At 68.9% G+C, this 16,396-nt stretch carries 15 protein-coding genes; 6 read left to right on the top strand and 9 right to left on the bottom strand.

The features are described from left to right. Nucleotides 1-20: 20 nt before the first annotated feature. The 6 genes from aroD to ABIA71_RS01845 all read right to left on the bottom strand — a co-directional run bounded on the left by aroD (nt 21) and on the right by ABIA71_RS01845 (nt 6,699). On the bottom strand, nt 21-908 hold the full coding sequence (gene aroD / locus ABIA71_RS01870; protein ID WP_354282628.1) for a type I 3-dehydroquinate dehydratase: 888 nt from the start codon (nt 906-908) through the stop codon (nt 21-23). Continuing rightward, complete coding sequence (locus ABIA71_RS01865; RefSeq protein WP_354282626.1) at nt 908-2,203, bottom strand: carbohydrate porin; 1,296 nt, start codon at nt 2,201-2,203, stop codon at nt 908-910. Before ABIA71_RS01865 ends, aroD begins: the two co-directional genes overlap by 1 nt. Nucleotides 2,204-2,226: 23 nt before the next feature. Beyond that, nucleotides 2,227-3,738, bottom strand: a complete 1,512-nt coding sequence (locus tag ABIA71_RS01860; RefSeq protein ID WP_354282624.1) for a right-handed parallel beta-helix repeat-containing protein — start codon at nt 3,736-3,738, stop codon at nt 2,227-2,229. Nucleotides 3,739-4,039: 301 nt separating this feature from the next. After that, entirely contained in the window at nt 4,040-5,605 is a 1,566-nt protein-coding gene (locus ABIA71_RS01855; protein WP_354282622.1) for a protein adenylyltransferase SelO, read from the bottom strand. A 37-nt stretch (nt 5,606-5,642) separates the two neighbouring features. Next, a complete protein-coding gene (locus ABIA71_RS01850; RefSeq protein WP_354282620.1) occupies nt 5,643-6,335 on the bottom strand; it encodes a glutathione S-transferase family protein in 693 nt (230 codons plus the stop codon). Between the two features lie 154 nt (nt 6,336-6,489). Next, nucleotides 6,490-6,699, bottom strand: a complete 210-nt coding sequence (locus ABIA71_RS01845) for a cold-shock protein (RefSeq protein ID WP_017356920.1) — start codon at nt 6,697-6,699, stop codon at nt 6,490-6,492. A 300-nt stretch (nt 6,700-6,999) separates the two neighbouring features. On the opposite strand from ABIA71_RS01845, the gene ABIA71_RS01840 reads away from it, so the two are divergent. Then, on the top strand, nt 7,000-7,476 hold the full coding sequence (locus ABIA71_RS01840) for a YaiI/YqxD family protein (protein WP_354282618.1): 477 nt from the start codon (nt 7,000-7,002) through the stop codon (nt 7,474-7,476). Nucleotides 7,477-7,840: 364 nt separating this feature from the next. Here ABIA71_RS01840 and ABIA71_RS01835 read toward each other — a convergent pair whose 3' ends face one another. After that, on the bottom strand, nt 7,841-8,731 hold the full coding sequence (locus tag ABIA71_RS01835) for a pseudouridine synthase (protein ID WP_354282616.1): 891 nt from the start codon (nt 8,729-8,731) through the stop codon (nt 7,841-7,843). Continuing rightward, nucleotides 8,728-9,108, bottom strand: a complete 381-nt coding sequence (locus ABIA71_RS01830) for a hypothetical protein (protein WP_354282614.1) — start codon at nt 9,106-9,108, stop codon at nt 8,728-8,730. Before ABIA71_RS01830 ends, ABIA71_RS01835 begins: the two co-directional genes overlap by 4 nt. Nucleotides 9,109-9,231: 123 nt before the next feature. On the opposite strand from ABIA71_RS01830, the gene ABIA71_RS01825 reads away from it, so the two are divergent. The 3 genes from ABIA71_RS01825 to ABIA71_RS01815 all read left to right on the top strand — a co-directional run bounded on the left by ABIA71_RS01825 (nt 9,232) and on the right by ABIA71_RS01815 (nt 13,136). Beyond that, nucleotides 9,232-9,780 carry a YaeQ family protein gene (locus ABIA71_RS01825; RefSeq protein ID WP_354282612.1) on the top strand — a complete coding sequence of 183 codons (549 nt, stop codon included), beginning with the start codon at nt 9,232-9,234 and terminating at the stop codon, nt 9,778-9,780. A gap of 8 nt (nt 9,781-9,788) precedes the next feature. Beyond that, nucleotides 9,789-10,973, top strand: coding sequence for a BaiN/RdsA family NAD(P)/FAD-dependent oxidoreductase (locus tag ABIA71_RS01820; RefSeq protein WP_354282610.1), 1,185 nt, complete (start codon nt 9,789-9,791; stop codon nt 10,971-10,973). Between the two features lie 90 nt (nt 10,974-11,063). Continuing rightward, on the top strand, nt 11,064-13,136 hold the full coding sequence (locus ABIA71_RS01815; RefSeq protein ID WP_354282608.1) for a GGDEF/EAL domain-containing response regulator: 2,073 nt from the start codon (nt 11,064-11,066) through the stop codon (nt 13,134-13,136). 59 nt (nt 13,137-13,195) lie between these two features. Here the strand turns inward: ABIA71_RS01815 and ABIA71_RS01810 are convergent, their stop codons facing one another. Beyond that, nucleotides 13,196-13,783 carry a TetR/AcrR family transcriptional regulator gene (locus tag ABIA71_RS01810; RefSeq protein ID WP_354282606.1) on the bottom strand — a complete coding sequence of 196 codons (588 nt, stop codon included), beginning with the start codon at nt 13,781-13,783 and terminating at the stop codon, nt 13,196-13,198. Between the two features lie 136 nt (nt 13,784-13,919). Here ABIA71_RS01810 and ABIA71_RS01805 point away from each other — a divergent pair, with 136 nt between their 5' ends. Together ABIA71_RS01805 and ABIA71_RS01800 are read left to right on the top strand one after the other, a co-directional pair. Further along, on the top strand, nt 13,920-15,161 hold the full coding sequence (locus ABIA71_RS01805; RefSeq protein WP_354282604.1) for an MFS transporter: 1,242 nt from the start codon (nt 13,920-13,922) through the stop codon (nt 15,159-15,161). Then, nucleotides 15,158-16,363, top strand: coding sequence for an MFS transporter (locus ABIA71_RS01800; protein WP_354282602.1), 1,206 nt, complete (start codon nt 15,158-15,160; stop codon nt 16,361-16,363). Before ABIA71_RS01805 ends, ABIA71_RS01800 begins: the two co-directional genes overlap by 4 nt. Nucleotides 16,364-16,396: the final 33 nt, after the last annotated feature.

The following is a 16,396-nucleotide window of genomic DNA, read 5'->3' as shown; positions in this document are numbered from 1 at the left end:
GGGCGTTCGGCGGGGAGGTCTCAACGACCGGCCTGGCTGGACGCATGGATGACCTGGAGCACCTGCTGCAGCTGCTCGACCTCGACCTGGCCCGGCGCCGACGGGGTGCCGATCATGCCGAAGGTCAGCGCCTGCCCGAACGTTTCCCCGGCCAGCCGCGAGACCACGCCGGTACCGCCCATGGACATGGTCAGCAGCGGCTTGCGGCTGCGCTGGCGCACCTGCCAGGTCGCATCCAGCAGCGCCAGCACGTCGCCGGCGTCGCGCGGCATCACCGCGATCTTCAACACGTCGGCCCCCATCGCTTCCTGGCGCAGCAGCCGCGCAACGATCTCCTCGCGCGCCGGGGTGGCGTGGAAGTCATGGCTGGACATCACCACCTTCACCCCGGCCGCGTGCGCCTGCGCGACCAGTGCCGCCACCCGCTCCGGATCGCGGAACATCTCCACGTCGATCAGCTGGGTGAAGCCGCCGCGCAGCAGCGTGGCGTACAGCGCGGCGTAGTCGGCGTCGCTGATCGGCTTGCTGCCACCCTCGGCCTGGGTGCGGAAGGTGAGGATCATCGGCTTGCCATCCAGCGTGCGCGCGATGCGCTTGCCGAGGGTTACCAGCGCCTTGCCGTCGGTAGCGATGTCCAGATAATCGATGCGCCATTCGGCCAGGTCGGTGGCCGGGCTGGCGGCGATCACGGCGGCCTGCTGCAGCGCCTGTTCGGCGGTGGCACCGGTGATCGGCACGATGGTGCGCGGCGCGCCCTCACCGATGCGCAGTGTGCCTACCTGCAAGGGCGTGACCGGTACCGGTGCGGCGTGGGCAACGGCCGCGGCGCCGCCGAGCACGGCGGCCAGCATGAAGGGAGTGAGCGGACGCATGCGGTTCACCAGGAACGAGGGAAGGAAGGCGCGCATCAGAAGGTCACCTTGGCCTGCACGCCCACGGCCCACGTGTTGTCGGTGCGGGTGTAGGCGAACGTGCCGGGGTTGACGATGTACTGCACGTCGGGGCGGACCATCAGCCAGGGATTCACCTGGATGCTGTAGGACAGTTCGAACAGTTCTTCGGCCTGGCTCAGCTGGTACAGCGGCGAGCCGGGCGGCACCCCCATGTCGGCCAGGGTGGCGCGGCGTGCGTCGACCAGGCGGCGGTTGATGTCCGCGCCCACGTAGCCGAGCGCGATGCTGTCCTGCGCACGCGTGCCGATGCCCTGGTAGACACCGCCCAGTGCATACCAGCGGCGGATCTGCGCGGTGTCGGTGTCCGAGACCATGTACTGCGCGAAGGCGGTCAGGCCGCGCTGCGGGTCGCCGGCTTCGCGGGTGAGGCGCTGTTCGGCAAGTACATACGCACCGTGGCGTCCGGTGGTGGGCGAGGTATCCAGCCCGCGCTGGTCCACGCGCGAGGTGTCGTAGTAACCGCCGAACTTGTACACGCCCGGGTGCGCCCCGCCCTTGTCCGGGGTCCAGGTCACCTCCAGCGGAATCAGCGAGCCGGTGGTGCCCGACACGAACGGGCGGAACGCATTGCGTTCGATGTTGCCGCCCAGGTTCGGGTTGACCTGGAACCAGCCGGTGCGCACGTTCAGTGCCGGGCTCACCTGCTGGGCCACTTCACCGCCCCAGCGCGCCGTGGGGTAGTTGTACCAGCCACTGTTGCCCGACATCGCCAGCGGATGGGCGCAGAAGGCGGCGTTGACGAAATGGGTCAGCAGGCTGTGCAGGCCGAACTGGTTGCCCATCGCGTAGTAGCCCAGCTTGAAATACGACTGCCCACCGTTGAAGGTCTGGTCATAGCTGGCCTCGGTGAGCCGGGTGTACTGGCCGCCGTAGGCTTCCTGGATCGGGAAGCGGTTGCCGACCAGGTCGGCCGAGGTGCTGTTGCCGCGGCGGTCGTTGAGGGTGACGTGGAAGGCACCGCCGTCCCAACCGGCCAGGCGGCCCATGTCCAGGTCCACGCCGACCCGCACCTGCTGTGCATAGCGCGCGCCGGTGCGGCCGTAGCCGCCGTCGACCACGCCCATCGCCTCGCCCACGTAGTCGCCCCGGAAGCGGATGCCCCGTTCCTCCAGCGCGGTACGTGTGCCGCCCCAGTCGCCGGTCAGGGTCTTGCCGTCGTAACGGTTGCTGTCCTGCGCGTGGGCCAGCGCGGGCGCCAGCACGGCCGCGGACAGCAGCAGGGTCAACGGAGTGGGGTTCGGAAATCGCATCGGAATCTCTCGGGGTCGACGGGTCAGCGCAGCGACAGCGGCGCGCTCAACGGGGAGGTGGCGCCCAGCGCGGAGGTCGCGGTGGCAGTGAGCGTGGCCATACCGGCAGCCTCGCCGGTGGCCGGCAGCGCCAGCGTGAAGCGGCCCTGCCCCTGCGCATCGGTGACGGCGTCGACGGTGCCGAGCAGGTACTCGGCTTCGTTACCGCCGGCCGCACGGTTGCCGAACACGTCCAGCTGGTAGCGCTGCCGCGGCGGGCCCTGGAATACGCCGTGCACGGTGCGCGCGCTGCCGCGGCCCTGCACCGCCTGCAACACCGGCGCGGCCTGACCGAGGTTGGGGGCCGGCTGGCACCCGGTGGTATCGGCGCCGCTGCAGATGCGCGCGCGCTTGGCCGGGTCGGTCTCCACCCCACGTCCGCGCGAGCCCACGAAACTGGCATGTTCCAGCCCCGGCACGCCGAACACGATCGCCCCGCGCGGCTGGCCGATGGCACAGGCGCCGCCGGCTTCGCAGCGCGCGATCTTCAGCCCGTTGCCGACCATCTGGTTGGCGCTGAACCGGTTCGGTGCGCTTACCGGCTGCGGACGCACCGCGATGCCGATCCCGTTGCCGGTGATCGTGTTGCCGTCCACCACGTTGTCGCTGCCGGTGACGCTGACCCCGATCGAGTTGCCGGTGAAGGTGTTGGCCGCGATGTAGTTGCGGTTGCCCCAGTTGATCTGCAGGCCATCGGAGTAGTCGACGAAGCGGTTGCGCACCACCGTGTTGTCGTTGCCCCACAGAATTTCGATGCCCTGCGACGGCTCCGGGTTGGCGGCGGTGGACTGGAACAGGTTGTCGGCCACCAGGTTCCAGGCCGCGCCGCGGGTCAATTCCAACCCGTCGCCGTTGTCGACGAACTGGTTGCGCACGATGCGGTTGTGCACGGTGGTGGTGGCGGTGGACTGGCCCTTGCCGTCGTCGCCGGTGAGCATGATGCCGGCGCCGCCCTTGTTGGCCACGATGCGGTTGTCGTGGATGTCGCTGTGGCTGCTGCGGTTGATCAGCATGCCGATGCAGAAGTTGCGGATCTCAAGACCGCTCAGCGCCACGCCGGTGGTGTCGCGCAGGACCAGGCCCGGCAGCGTGGTGGTGCGCACGTTGGTGCCGGACTGGCCCGGCTCGGCACCCGGGCAGGCATCGGTGCCGGTGCCGGTGACGTAGCCGGCGCCGTCGATGGCGACGTACTGGCCGGCGCTCGCCCATGGGGTGCCGACGATCTGCACCGGGCCGACGATCTCCGGCAGCGGCGAGGCCGGGCGGATCACATACGGCGCGCTGCCCACCGCGTCAATCTCGATGCGGTAGCGGCCCGGGGCCTGGTTGGCGGTGGTGATCGCCCAGCGCAGCGACCCGGGTGCGGCGTCGTCGGCGTAGCGGTCCACGTGCAGGACCTGAAGCGCCTCGCGCGGCGGCTCGGCCTGGTAGGCCAGCGCCAGCGACGGCAGCACCGCAAGCAGGGTCAGGGGAAGAACAGACAGACGGCAACGCATGCGCAGGCTCCGCACAGGGAAAGGGACTCCGGCGGTCTTTCCCCTGTACCTGGCTTCAGTACCGTGTGGGCACTGCCCTCGCCCGCCAGAGGTGGATCGCTTGGAACGGGATTGAAAGTAGGTTTATCGCACTGCACCATTCAAGTGCGTTTATCGACTACGTGTGCGATTATCGGATTTCACTACTACGACCATTGTCGTAGGCGCAGGCACGCCAACGGCCACCGCAGGCGCTGCGGCGTGCGATGGTGTGTCCGTCAGGAGACTCGCGGTGCAGGCGCGGCATGCCGCGCAGCCGGGCTCAGGAGCTGCAGGACAGCATCGAACAGCCGGCCTTGTCGCGCGCCCAGTCGGGGCGCTTGCCGGCGAAGTGCGCGCGGCCCGGTTGCACCTCGTAGGGGGTGCGCAGCACCTCCAGCAGCGTGTGCACACCGCTCATGTCGCCCTGCTCGGCCTGTTCGATGGCTTCCTGCGCCAGCCAGTTGCGCAACACATACACCGGATTGGCACCGGCCATCCGCTGCTGGCGCGTGGCCGCATCCAGCGGATCGGCGCGCAGACGCGCGGCGTACTGCTGCAGCCAGACCTGCAACGCGGGCAGCACGGCCTCGCGCCGCGCGTCGCTGTAGAAGGCCTCGGCCAGCACCTGCACCGACGGTGCCTGCGGATCGAGCGCCATCAAGCCGCGGAAGGCGAGCGTCATGTCCATTTCGCCGTCCTGCAGGATCTGCCGCCAGGCCGCCATCATCGCCACGTCGTCGTCGCTGCAGTGGGCCAGGCCGAACTTGGCGGCGATGTCCGCACGCTCGCGCTCGGCGTGCACGGCCTGGAAACGGGCCAGCCCGTCGTGCAGCGGCGCGACATCGTCAAACAGCGGCGAAAGTGCCTGCGCCAGCCGGGTCAGGTTCCAGTACGCCACCTGCGGCTGGGTGCCGAAGCGGTAGCGGCGGCCCTGCGCGTCGGTGGTGTTCGGGGTCCAGTCGGGGTCGTAGTCGTCCACCCAGCCATACGGGCCGTAGTCGATGGTCAGGCCCAGGATGGACATGTTGTCGGTGTTCATCACCCCATGCACGAAGCCGACCCGCATCCAGTGCGCCACCATGACCGCGGTGCGCTCGCAGATCTGCGCGAACCACTGCGCATGCCGCTGCGCGCCGGCATCTGCCAGCGCCGGGAAATCACGCGCGATGCAGGCGTCGGCCAACTGCCGCAGCAGCGCCACGTCGCCGCGCGAGGCTGGCAGTTCGAAGGTGCCGAAACGGATGAACGACGGTGCCACCCGGCACACCACCGCGCCGGGTTCGGCCTTCGGGTGGCCGTCGTAGAACATGTCGCGCACCACCGCATCGCCGGTGCCCACCAGGCTCAATGCACGCGTGGTCGGCACACCCAGGTGGTGCATCGCTTCGCTGCACAGGAATTCGCGGATGGACGAGCGCAGCACCGCGCGACCGTCGGCGCCGCGCGAATACGGGGTACGCCCGGCCCCTTTCAACTGCAGTTCCCAGCGCGCGCCGTCCGGGGCCAGTAGCTCGCCCAGTGAAATGGCGCGGCCATCGCCGAGCTGCCCGGCCCAGTGCCCGAACTGATGGCCCCCGTAGTTGGCCGCCCACGGCTGCATGCCGGCGTACAGCGCGTTGCCGCCGAACACCCGCGCGAAATCCGGGCTGCCGGTGAGGACCGGGCCAAGGCCCAGCAGGTCGGCAACGTCGGTGGAAAGCGCCAGCAACTGTGGCGCGGCCACCGGCGTGGGCATCACCGACGACCACGCGGCACCGCGCACCTCGCGCACGCGCGGGCCGGTTTCCTCGTCGCCGGGAAGGTCGCCGATGAATCGGTTGTCGAAGCGCAGGGGTTGGGTATCCATGCTCACCAGATGGGGGCGCGGCCACGCCCCCGCAAGTTCATGCCGCGCCCGCGCCCAGGTCCAGCGCCCCGCCGCGCTCGGTGGCGCGCTGGTAGGCCGGGCGCTGTTCGATGCGCTGCAGGAAGCCCTGCAGTTTCGGGTACGCGTCCATGCTGCCTGCGCGCGAGGCGGCCGCCTGGATCGGGAAGCTCATCTGGATGTCGGCGGCGGTGAAGCGTTCGCCGGCGAACCACGGCGACTGGCCCAGCTCGCGCTCCATCCACTGCAGGTGCAGCTTGAGCTGCGGGCCCACGAACCCCTTTATCACCTTGTCGGCGATGCCACGGGCAATCGGCTTGGCGAAGAACGGCATGGGTGCCTTGCGCACGCGTGCGAACACCAGGCTCAACAGCAACGGCGGCATCGCCGAGCCCTCGGCGTAGTGCATCCAGTAGCGGTAGCGCAGGCGCTCGGCGGCCTGGGCCGGCAGCAGTTCGGGCGACAGCTGGCGAGCGCTGTCGTAGCGGTCGGCGAGGTATTCCAGGATGGCCCCGGACTCGGCCAACACCAGGGTGTCGTCCTGCAGCACTGGCGATTTGCCCAGCGGGTGGATCTCGCGCAGCGCCTGCGGCGCCAGCCAGGTGGTGGGATCGCGCTGGTAGTTGACCAGCTGGTACGGCAGGCCCAGCTCTTCGAGCATCCACAACACGCGCTGCGAGCGCGAGTGGTCCAGATGGTGCACCTTGATCATTGACGGGTCCGCAGGTTCAAAGCGACATCGTAACGAGGTACGCGCCCTGCCGATGTCATTGGCCGCCCACGGATGAAAAAACACCACGCATAAAAAACGCCGGAAGCTTTCGCTCCCGGCGTTTCATTGCAACCTGACGGTAGCGGGGGGTCGATTAGACCGCCTGCACCTGATCAGCCTGCATACCCTTCTGGCCCTGCACGGCGACGAAGGTCACCTTCTGGCCTTCCTGCAGCGACTTGAAGCCGGTGCCCTGGATGGCGCGGAAGTGCACGAAAAGGTCCGGGCCGCTTTCCGGGGTGATGAAGCCGAAGCCCTTGGCGTCGTTGAACCACTTCACGGTGCCCTGCTGACGATCAGACATGTACTAACTCCTGAAACAATAGTTGAAATAATCGCGGCCGCCGCTTATCGGAGCCGAGACTGAGTTGCAGGCGTTGGTAAAGCGGATCGATGAGCAGATCGTGAGATCAACTGCACCAGGCCACGATTCACGGTGACCCTAGCAAACACAGTGTGGGTGACGATACTCGTGTTTTACCTAAAAAGCGATAGCTGGTTTATTCAGCCATCCCCCCGTCACGCCTGACGGGACAAGGGATTGGCGCATCCTACACGATTTCGCGCGCCCCATTCAGACTTTTCCTACCTTAAGATCAGCCAAATGCCCGATTCAAGTTCCGCCACATGCCGCATCTGGGTTGATGCGGACGCCTGCCCCGGGGTGATCAAGGAGATCCTGTTCCGGGCGGCCGAGCGCGTAAAGGTGCCGCTGACCCTGGTGGCCAACCACTGGCTGCGCACCCCGCCCTCGCGGGTGATCGAGTTCCTCCAGGTGCCGTCCGGGCTGGACGTGGCCGACAGCGCCATCGTCGAGCGGGTGGCCGCCGGCGACCTGGTGGTCACCCAGGACATCCCGCTGGCGGCGCTGGTGATTGCCAAGCACGCGGTGGCCCTGAACCCGCGCGGGCAGCTGTATACCCCCGACAACATGGCCGAGCGGTTGTCGATGCGCAATTTCATGGAGGAGCTGCGCGGTGCCGGCGTGCAGACCGGCGGCCCGCCGCCACTGGGCCCGCGCGAACGGCAGGCGTTCGCGGCCGAACTGGATCGCTGGCTGGCGAAGCGTTCAGGGCGCTGAACGGCACGCAGGTAAACGCATAATCCACACAGGTAGTGCCGGCCGCTGGCCGGCTCCCCATGAAAACCCGAGCGCCCCCGGTAGTGCCGGCCGCTGGCCGGCTCCCCATGAAAATCCGAGCGCCCCTGGTAGTGCCGGCCGCTGGCCGGCTCCCCATGAAATCCCGGCATCACGGGGAGCCGGCCAGCGGCCGGCACTACCGGGTTGGGCATCGCGGGGAGCCGGCCAACGGCCGGACCGGTTCGGGCATCGCGGGAGCCGGCCAGCGGCCGGACCGGTTCGGGCATCACGGAGAGCCGGCCAACGGCCGGACCGGTTCGGGCATCGCGGGAGCCGGCCAGAGGCCGGCGTTACCCGGCTCCTGTCAACGGTGGGTACCCACCGCGCCCCACCCGGCGTCCAGCTGCCGGCCGCTGCTGAAATGACGCGGTTCGCCGGTCAGCGGGTCGATGAAGGCCAGCGCCTGGGCCAGCAACTGCAAAGGTGGCTCGGCAGCGCCCTCGCCCACCGGGCGCAGGGTCGGGTACAGGTCGTCGCCGACGATCGGGGCGCCCAGCGCGGCCATGTGCACGCGCAACTGGTGCTTGCGGCCGGACTCGGGGTGCAGCCGGTAGCGCCAGATCGGGCCTTCGGCGTCGATGACCTCGACCCGGGTGCGCGCGTTCGGCTCGCCGGGGACCTCGGCCATGCGGAAGAACGGTTCACCTGCTACCAACCGGGTATGCCGCTCCAGCGGGAACGCCTGGCCGGGCAGCGCCGGCGCCAGCGCCTCGTACGTTTTGCCGATGCGCCGCTCGCGGAACAGCCGCTGGTAGGCGTCACGGGTGCCGGGGTGGGTGGAAAACAGCACCAGGCCGGCCGTGAGGCGGTCCAGCCGGTGCAGCGGCACCAGATCCGCATTGCCGGTGCGCGCCACCAGCCGCGCCAGCAGGGTTTCACGCACATGCGCCCCGGCCGGGGTTACCGGCAGGAAATGCGGCTTGTCGGCCACCAATAGATGCGCATCCTCATGCAGCACGGTTTCCAGGTACGGAATCACCGGTTCCTCGGCCACCTCACGAAAATACTGGATCTCCAGCCCCACCTGCCACGCCCGGTCCGGCGCCAAGGCCTTGCCCTGCGCGTCCAGCACCCGCCCACGCGCGAAGCGGCTTTCCCATTGCGCCCGGTCGATCCGCGGGAAACGCGCGCACAGGCCGTCGAGCAGCGTTGCCCACGTCCCCGGCGGCAATTGCAGTCGACTGGGCGGGGTCATGCCGCGCCCCCGCTGCGCGCGTCGGCGTCGGCGTCGGCAGGCAGCGCGGCCACCGCCAGCAGCGCCCAGCCATCACGCTCATCGCCCCGCGCATCGACGGCAGCCATTCCGGCGTCGATCAGCGCCCGCATCACCGCCGGCCGATAGAGGTTGATCCACTGACCGGCGGCGCTGCGCACGCTCCCCGTGGCCAGCCCTGCATCCCCTGACAGGCGACCGTTTGCCGGGTCGGCGTCGAAGCGGATACGCAGGCGGCGCCCGGCACCGTAGGCCGACAGCACCGTCCAGGCGGGGTCGGCGCTGACCGGCCCACGCCGGATGCTGCAGATGAAGGGCGCACCGTCGATGACCAGACGGCGTGGCGGAGAACGTGACATGCAGGGCGTACAACCGGACCGCGAAGTGCCCAGCGTGCCACCAAACGCCCTGCTTCAGAAGCATCGTCCCGGACACCCCCGGGGCAAACCACTATCATGGTCCTCTTTGCTCCCGGTATCCCCATGGCTCTCACCGCCACCATCCGCAAGGCCGAACTGCAGATCAGCGACATGGATCGCGGCTACTACGCGACCCATAACCTGACCCTGGCCCAGCACCCGTCGGAGAACGATGAGCGCCTGATGGTGCGCCTGCTGGCCTTCGCGCTGAATGCCGAGGACCGCCTGGAGTTTGGCCGCGGCCTGAGCACCGACGACGAGCCGGACCTGTGGCACCGCGACTACACCGGCGACATCCTGCAGTGGATCGACCTGGGCCAGCCCGACGAATCGCGCATCCGCAAGGCCTGCAACCGCAGCCGGCAGGTTCAGGTGATCACCTTCGCCGGGCACGCCGCCGATATCTGGTGGAGCAAGCAGGCCAAGGGACTGGAGCGCTTCGACAACCTCTCGGTGCTGGATCTGGACAGCACCTTCGTGGAACGCTGGGCCGAGCAGATCCAGCGCGCCATGCGCTGGAATGTGCTGATCCAGGATGGCGAAGTGCAGCTGATCAACGACCAGATGCAGCTGGACGTGATCCCGACCTGGCGTAAGCGCATCAAGGAATGAGCCAGGCGATGAAGCCCATTGCATGCGACGTGCTGGTGATCGGCGCCGGCGCGGCCGGGCTGATGTGTGCGCTCACCGCCGGCCAACGCGGCCGCATGGTGCAGGTGATCGACCATGCCAACAAGGTTGGCAAGAAGATCCTGATGTCCGGCGGCGGGCGCTGCAACTTCACCAACACCGGCACCACGCCGGCCAATTTCCTTTCGGCCAACCCGCACTTCTGCAAGTCGGCGCTGGCCCGGTATACCCCGTGGCACTTCATCGAGATGGTCGAACGCCACGGCATCGCCTACCACGAGAAGGAACTGGGCCAGCTGTTCTGCGACGTCTCCTCCAAGCAGATCGTGCGCATGCTGATGGACGAGTGCCAGGCCGCCGGCGTGCAGGTGCGCACCGACTGCGGGGTGACCCGGGTCGAGCGCGGCAGCGACGGTTTCCATGTCACCACCGCACAAGGGCAGTTCCATGCCGCCTCGTTGGTGGTGGCCACCGGCGGCCTGTCCATTCCCAGCCTGGGCGCCAGCGGCTTCGGCTACGAGCTGGCCCGCCAGTTCGGCCATGAGGTGCTGCCCACCCGCGCCGGGCTGGTCCCGCTGACCCTGAGCGGCAAGCACCAGGAACGCTTCAACGATCTCAGCGGGGTGGCCTTGCCGGTGACGGCGCGCTGCAACGACGTGGCCTTCAGTAACTCCATGCTGATCACCCACCGCGGCATCAGCGGCCCGGCGATCCTGCAGATCTCCTCGTTCTGGCAGCCCGGCGACGACCTGCGCCTGGACCTGTTGCCGGGCCAGGACGCGGAAGGCTGGCTGCGCGCGATGAAGCGCGACCGCGGCGCGGCGGAACTGCGCACGGTGTTGTCCGAGGTGCTGCCGCGGCGGCTGGCGCTGCGCCTGTGCGAGCACTGGCTGCCCGACCGCCCGGTCAAGCAGATCGACGAACCGCAGCTGCGCGAGGCCGCCGCATTGCTGCAGGGCTTCCCGCTGGTGGCCAGCGGCACCGAGGGGTACCGTACCGCCGAGGTCACCCTGGGCGGCGTGGACACCCACAAGGTGTCGTCCAGTACGTTTGAATCGCAGTTGGTCCCTGGCCTGCACTTCGTGGGGGAAGTGCTGGACGTGACCGGCTGGTTGGGCGGGTACAACTTCCAGTGGGCCTGGGCCAGCGGCCATGCGGCAGGCCAGGTGGTGTAAGCCGGCGGCGGATTCGTGACCGGCTACCGTTTGCCGCATGGACGTATCCACAGCCATCGTGTATCAAGTTTGCAGTCCGGGGAGTAGTGAATGCAGAACACGAATGACATGACCGTGCGCCTGCTGATCGTGGATGACAGCGGTGAAAACGCTGAAACCATCGTCAGCACGCTGCGCAACAGCGGCATCGCGGTGCGCCCGGCGCGCCCGCAGCACGCCGAGGAGCTGGCCCAGATCCTGGGCGCCCAGCCGATCGACCTGGTGCTGGCCGCGCCTGCGCAGAGCATTCCGCTGCTGCTGGTCACCCAGCAGATCGCGGCCAGCGGCAAGGACATCCCGATGATCCTGCTGGCCGAATCGATCAACGAGAACGAGTGGGTGGAAGCCGGGGCCAACGGCATCCGCGCCATCGCCCTGCGCAACCGCCCCGAGCACCTGCTGGCGGTGGTGCGCAATGAGTGGACCGACCTGCACGCGCGCCGCGGGCTGCGCCGCATCGAAGCGCAGATGCGCGAAACCGAACGCCGCTGCGATGCCCTGATCTCCTCCTCGCGCGACCCCATCGCCTATGTCCACGAAGGCATGCACATCCGTGCCAACGAGGCCTACCTGGAGATGTTCGGCTACGAATCCTTCGACGACGTCGAAGGCATCTCGCTGCTGGACATGGTGGCCCCGCAGCACGTGGACGGCTTCAAGCAGCTGCTCAAGTCGATGAGCAAGGGTGAGGCGCCGCCGCCGCAGTACCAGGTGGATGCGCGCAACCAGGATGGCGCGGTGTTCCCGGCCACCATGGAATTCACCCAGGCCAGCTACGAAGGCGAATCCTGCCTGCAGGTGGTGTTCCGCCGCCGGCGGATGGAGTTCGATCCGGAGCTGGCCCGCGAGGTCGAAGACCTGCGCCAGCGCGACCAGGTCACCGGCCTGCTCAACCGCCCCACCTTCATGCTGCACGTGGAAAACGCGGTGGCCCAGGCCGGCCGCAGCGAAGGCCAGTTCGGCCTGCTGCTGATCGAGCCGGACCACTACGCGCGCCTGCTGCCGGACATCGGACTGGATTCGGCCGATGCCCTGATCGGCGCGCTGGGCCAGGTACTGGCCGCCAGTGTCGGCGATGCGGCCCAGGTGGCCCGCTTTGGCGAGCACAGCTTCGCGGTCCTGACCGAAGGCGCCTATGCGCAGACGGTGGCCCTGGCCGACCAGATCCGCGATGCGTTCGCCGGCCAGGTGTTCAGCATCGGCGAGCGCTCGGCCACGGTCACGGTCAGCATCGGCGGCGTGCAGGTGGGTGAGAAGATCGCCAGCATCGGCCAGGTCCTGGCGCGCGCCACCGAATGCCAGCAGGCCGCCTCGGAACTGGGCAACACCACGCGCATCTTCGATCCGGCCGCGATCGACCGGGTGGAAGAAGAGCGCATCCAGCGCTGGGTCACCCGCATCCGCGAGGCGCTGGGCGGCGACGGCTTCCAGTTGCACTACCAGCCGGTGCTGAGCCTGCAGGGCGAGCCGCTGGAGCTGTACGAGGCGTACCTGCGCCTGGACAACAACGGCGAGCTGCTCAGCCCCACCGCGTTCCTGGGCATTGCCGAGGAACACGGGCTGCTGGCCGACATCAACCGCTGGGTGGTGGCGCACGCCATCGGCGTGCTGGGCGAGCGCGCGCGCGCCGGCCACGCCACCCACATGATGGTCAAGATCACCCCCGAATCGTTCAACGACCCGCAGATGGTGGCCACGTTGCGCCGCGAACTGCAGGCCCAGGGCGTCCCGGGCGAACGGCTGTGGCTGCATGCGCCGGAAGCGAAGGTGTTCACCCACCTGCGCAATGCCCAGCAGTTCCTGGCCGAGGTGGCGCCGCTGGGCTGCCGCATCGGCCTGGAGCAGTTCGGCTCGGGGCTGGATTCGTTCCAGCTGCTGGCGCACTTCCAGCCGCAGTTCCTCAAGCTGGACCGCGATTTCACCCGCGATGTGGCCAGCACCCGCGAGCACAGCGAGAAGATCAGCGAAATCACCGCGCGCGCGCAGTCGGCCAACATCCGCACGATCGCCGAGTTCGTCGCCGATGCCAACTCGATGAGCCTGTTGTTCAGTGCCGGCGTGGACTACGTGCAGGGCGACTTTGTCGGCCCTGCCGGGCCAGTGATGAATTTCGATTTCGCGTAAGGGACGTCACGACCAACGGTCGTGACCTACGCCGCCCACCGGACCCCCAGCGCCGCCCGTTATCGGGTGGCCAGCAGGCCGCGCAGCAGCAGATCCAGCGCGGCCTGTGCCTGGCCCAGGCGCTCCGTCCCCTCGGGCGCTTCGGCGATCCAGAACGCCGCTTCAGCCAGGCTGCCGTAAATCAACGAGGCCAGCGCCTGGGGGTTGGCGTCGGCCACCACGCCCAGGCGCATGAGGTTCTCGATCAGGCCCTGCATCGAGGCGACGCAATGGCGCTGCGCCTCCGGTGACGCCCCGCCCAGCACCGCGCGCGCATCGCGCAGCACGATGCGCTGGATGTCCGGCTCCAGGGCCATCTGCAGATAGGCATGGCAGCGACTGCGGAACCCGTCCCAGGGATCGGCGGCGGTCGCCGAGATCGTCTGCAGCCGGGCATCCATGGCGGCGTCCAGCTGCGCCACCAGGGCCTGCAGCAATCCCTTCTTGTCACCGAAGTGGTGATACAGCGCGCCACGGGTGAGCCCCGCCTGCGCGGTCAGATCGTCCATTGAGGCGTCCGCGTAGCCCTGCGCGGTGAACACCGCATGCGCCGTGGCCAGCAGGGCGGCGCGGGTTTCTTCCATCTCGGCACGGGTACGGCGGGCCATCCGGTCAGCTCCTTACATACGATGCGTATGATTATTTACATTCACGCCGTATGTATATAGGATTTTATTCATACGTGCCGTATGTATGTTCGTCAGCCCGTGCCAACCCACGGCAGAATCCTGGAGATCCCCCCCGATGCTTACCCCGTACCGAACCCTGTTCGCCGCCCCCGGAAACCGACGCTTCGCCCTGGCTGGGCTGCTGGCGCGCCTGCCCCTGCCGATGACCGGCATCGGCATCATCACCCTGCTCGCGCAGCTGCGTGGCAGCTATGCATTAGCCGGTGCGGTGGCTGCTACGTTCGTGGTTACCTACGCGCTGCTGTCGCCACAGATCTCGCGCCTGGTCGACCGCCATGGGCAATCGCGCGTGCTGCCGGTCGCCACGGCGGTCAGTGTGTTCGGCATGGCGCTTCTACTCGCCGCCGCCGCATGGCAGGCGCCGGCAGGCGTGCTGTTTGCCGGGGCGGTGCTGGCCGGCTGCATGCCGAGCATGTCGGCGATGGTGCGTGCGCGCTGGGCCACGCTGTACCGGGGGCAGCCGCGCCTGCAGACCGCCTACGCACTGGAAACCGTGCTGGACGAAGTGACCTTCATTGCCGGTCCGCCACTGGCGGTGGGACTGGCGGTGATGCTCGATCCCCTGGCCGGCCTGTTTACCGCCGCCGTGCTGTTGGCCCTGGGCGTGGCCGCGCTGGTCGTGCAACGCGGCAGCGAACCGCCGCTGCAGCCCATCGATGCGGGCAACCGCCACGGGTCAGCGATCGGCGTGGCGAACGTGCGTCTGCTGGCGCTGCTGATGGTGGCCATGGGCGTGATTGTGGGGACCGTGGACATCACCAATGTCGCCTTCGCCGCGCAGCGCGGCGTGCCCGGCGCCGCCAGCGTGGTGCTGTCCGCCTATGCACTGGGCTCATGCGTGGCCGGGCTGGTATTCGGTGCCGTGTCGCTGCGGTGGCCGCTGCGGCGGCTGCTGTTGCTGGGTGGCATGGCAACCGCGCTGTCCACCCTGCCCCTGCTGCAGGTGGATAGCATCGCCGCGCTTGCGGTGGCCGTGCTGGTGGCCGGGATGTTCTTCGCCCCGACCATGATCGTGGCGATGTCGATCGTGGAGCGGCTGGTGCCTGCGCATCGGCTGACGGAAGGCATGACCTGGCTGCTGGCGGGGCTCAACGTGGGCGTGGCGATGGGTGCGGCCGCTGCCGGCCAGGTCGTGGATATCGCCGGGGCACGCGCGGGGTTCGGGGTCGCCGCAACCGGCGCTGCGCTGGTGGTGCTCACCACGCTGTGGGTGCACCAGCGACTGCCCGCGAAGACAGGCGCCGCACCCGCTGCGGCCGACGCGCCCGCCTCCCTTGCTGCAGGATCCGACCGATGAGCCGCGTTGCCGTTGCCCCCGCCGGCGCACCGCGTCCCTGGCTGGCGGTGGTTGCCGCCGGCCTGGCCACGTTCTCGGTGGTCACCACCGAGATGCTGCCGGTGGGCCTGTTGTCCAGCATCGCCGAACAGTTGGACACCCGCACCGGTACGGTGGGCCTGACGCTCTCGCTGCCGGCGCTGCTGGCCGCGCTGTTCGCCCCGATCGCGGTGATCGGCGCCGGTGGTGTTGACCGCCGCGGGATCCTGGCGGGCCTGCTCGCCTTGCTGGTGGTCGCCAACATGGCCTCGGCGCTGGCGGTGGACATTTACTGGCTGCTCGCCGCGCGGGTGCTGGTGGGATTCTGCATGGGCGGCATCTGGGCCATCGCCGGTGGTCTGGCTGCGCGGCTGGTGCCGGCCGAGGGCGTGGGGCTGGCCACGTCGATCATCTTCGGCGGTGTCGCGGCGGCGTCGGTGCTGGGCGTACCGTTGGGCACCTGGATCGGCGACCTGGCCGGCTGGCGCTGGGCCTTCGCCGGGATGGCGCTGTTCAGCGCGGCGGTACTGGTGCTGCATCTTCTGGCGATGCCGGCGCTGCCGGTGGCGTCTTCGCCCACGCTGCGCCAGTTGCGTGGGCAGCTGGGCAACCGGGCGTTGCAGGCGGCGCTGCTGCTGACGCTGCTGCTGGTCGGCGCTCACTTCATGACCTTCACCTTCGTGCGGCCGCTGCTGGTCAGCGTGGCCGGCATCGATCCGCGCTGGATGGGGGCCGTGCTGTTCGGCTACGGCATCGCGGGCATCGGCGGCAATTTCCTCGCGGGCACCGCGGCTGCCCGTCGCACTGCACCGACGGTTGCTGCCATTGCGTTGGGCCTGCTGCTCACGCCGGTGCTGTTCGTCACCGTCGGCGATGGCCCGGTAGCCGGCACCGCCGTGCTGCTGCTCTGGGGGCTGGCCTATGGCGGGGTGTCGGTGGGGCTGATGACCTGGGTGATGCGGGCCGCGCCGCACGCGGTTGAAATGGCCAGCGCGTTGTATGTCGGCGTGTTCAACGTGGGCATCGCGCTGGGCTCATGGAGCGGCGGCCAGCTGATGGACGGGCCGGGGCTGACCGCCATGCTGTGGTCGTCGGCGGGCTGTGCCGGCGCCGCGCTGGCCTTGGCACTGGCGCTGACGGCACGCGGGCAACCGCCGCGGACAGAAACGACAAACGCCGGGTAATCCCGGCGTTTGCAGTGCACCTCAGGCGTGCCC

Origin of the sequence: Stenotrophomonas sp. 2619 (assembly GCF_040548725.1) — a bacterium.
Lineage (GTDB): Bacteria > Pseudomonadota > Gammaproteobacteria > Xanthomonadales > Xanthomonadaceae > Stenotrophomonas > Stenotrophomonas maltophilia_AP.
The sequence above is the reverse complement of the archived record's forward strand: the minus strand, read 5'-3'. Positions and strand labels throughout refer to the sequence as shown.

Coding starts and splice junctions, on each gene's coding strand:
- ABIA71_RS01830 (WP_354282614.1), bottom strand. CDS start 9,108: ATGTCACGTTCTCCGCCACGCCGTCTGGTCATCGACGGTGCGCCCTTC.
- ABIA71_RS01835 (WP_354282616.1), bottom strand. CDS start 8,731: ATGACCCCGCCCAGTCGACTGCAATTGCCGCCGGGGACGTGGGCAACG.
- ABIA71_RS01820 (WP_354282610.1), top strand. CDS start 9,789: ATGAAGCCCATTGCATGCGACGTGCTGGTGATCGGCGCCGGCGCGGCC.
- ABIA71_RS01840 (WP_354282618.1), top strand. CDS start 7,000: ATGCCCGATTCAAGTTCCGCCACATGCCGCATCTGGGTTGATGCGGAC.
- aroD (WP_354282628.1), bottom strand. CDS start 908: ATGCGCGCCTTCCTTCCCTCGTTCCTGGTGAACCGCATGCGTCCGCTC.
- ABIA71_RS01815 (WP_354282608.1), top strand. CDS start 11,064: ATGCAGAACACGAATGACATGACCGTGCGCCTGCTGATCGTGGATGAC.
- ABIA71_RS01860 (WP_354282624.1), bottom strand. CDS start 3,738: ATGCGTTGCCGTCTGTCTGTTCTTCCCCTGACCCTGCTTGCGGTGCTG.
- ABIA71_RS01850 (WP_354282620.1), bottom strand. CDS start 6,335: ATGATCAAGGTGCACCATCTGGACCACTCGCGCTCGCAGCGCGTGTTG.
- ABIA71_RS01865 (WP_354282626.1), bottom strand. CDS start 2,203: ATGCGATTTCCGAACCCCACTCCGTTGACCCTGCTGCTGTCCGCGGCC.
- ABIA71_RS01855 (WP_354282622.1), bottom strand. CDS start 5,605: ATGGATACCCAACCCCTGCGCTTCGACAACCGATTCATCGGCGACCTT.
- ABIA71_RS01810 (WP_354282606.1), bottom strand. CDS start 13,783: ATGGCCCGCCGTACCCGTGCCGAGATGGAAGAAACCCGCGCCGCCCTG.
- ABIA71_RS01825 (WP_354282612.1), top strand. CDS start 9,232: ATGGCTCTCACCGCCACCATCCGCAAGGCCGAACTGCAGATCAGCGAC.
- ABIA71_RS01805 (WP_354282604.1), top strand. CDS start 13,920: ATGCTTACCCCGTACCGAACCCTGTTCGCCGCCCCCGGAAACCGACGC.
- ABIA71_RS01800 (WP_354282602.1), top strand. CDS start 15,158: ATGAGCCGCGTTGCCGTTGCCCCCGCCGGCGCACCGCGTCCCTGGCTG.
- ABIA71_RS01845 (WP_017356920.1), bottom strand. CDS start 6,699: ATGTCTGATCGTCAGCAGGGCACCGTGAAGTGGTTCAACGACGCCAAG.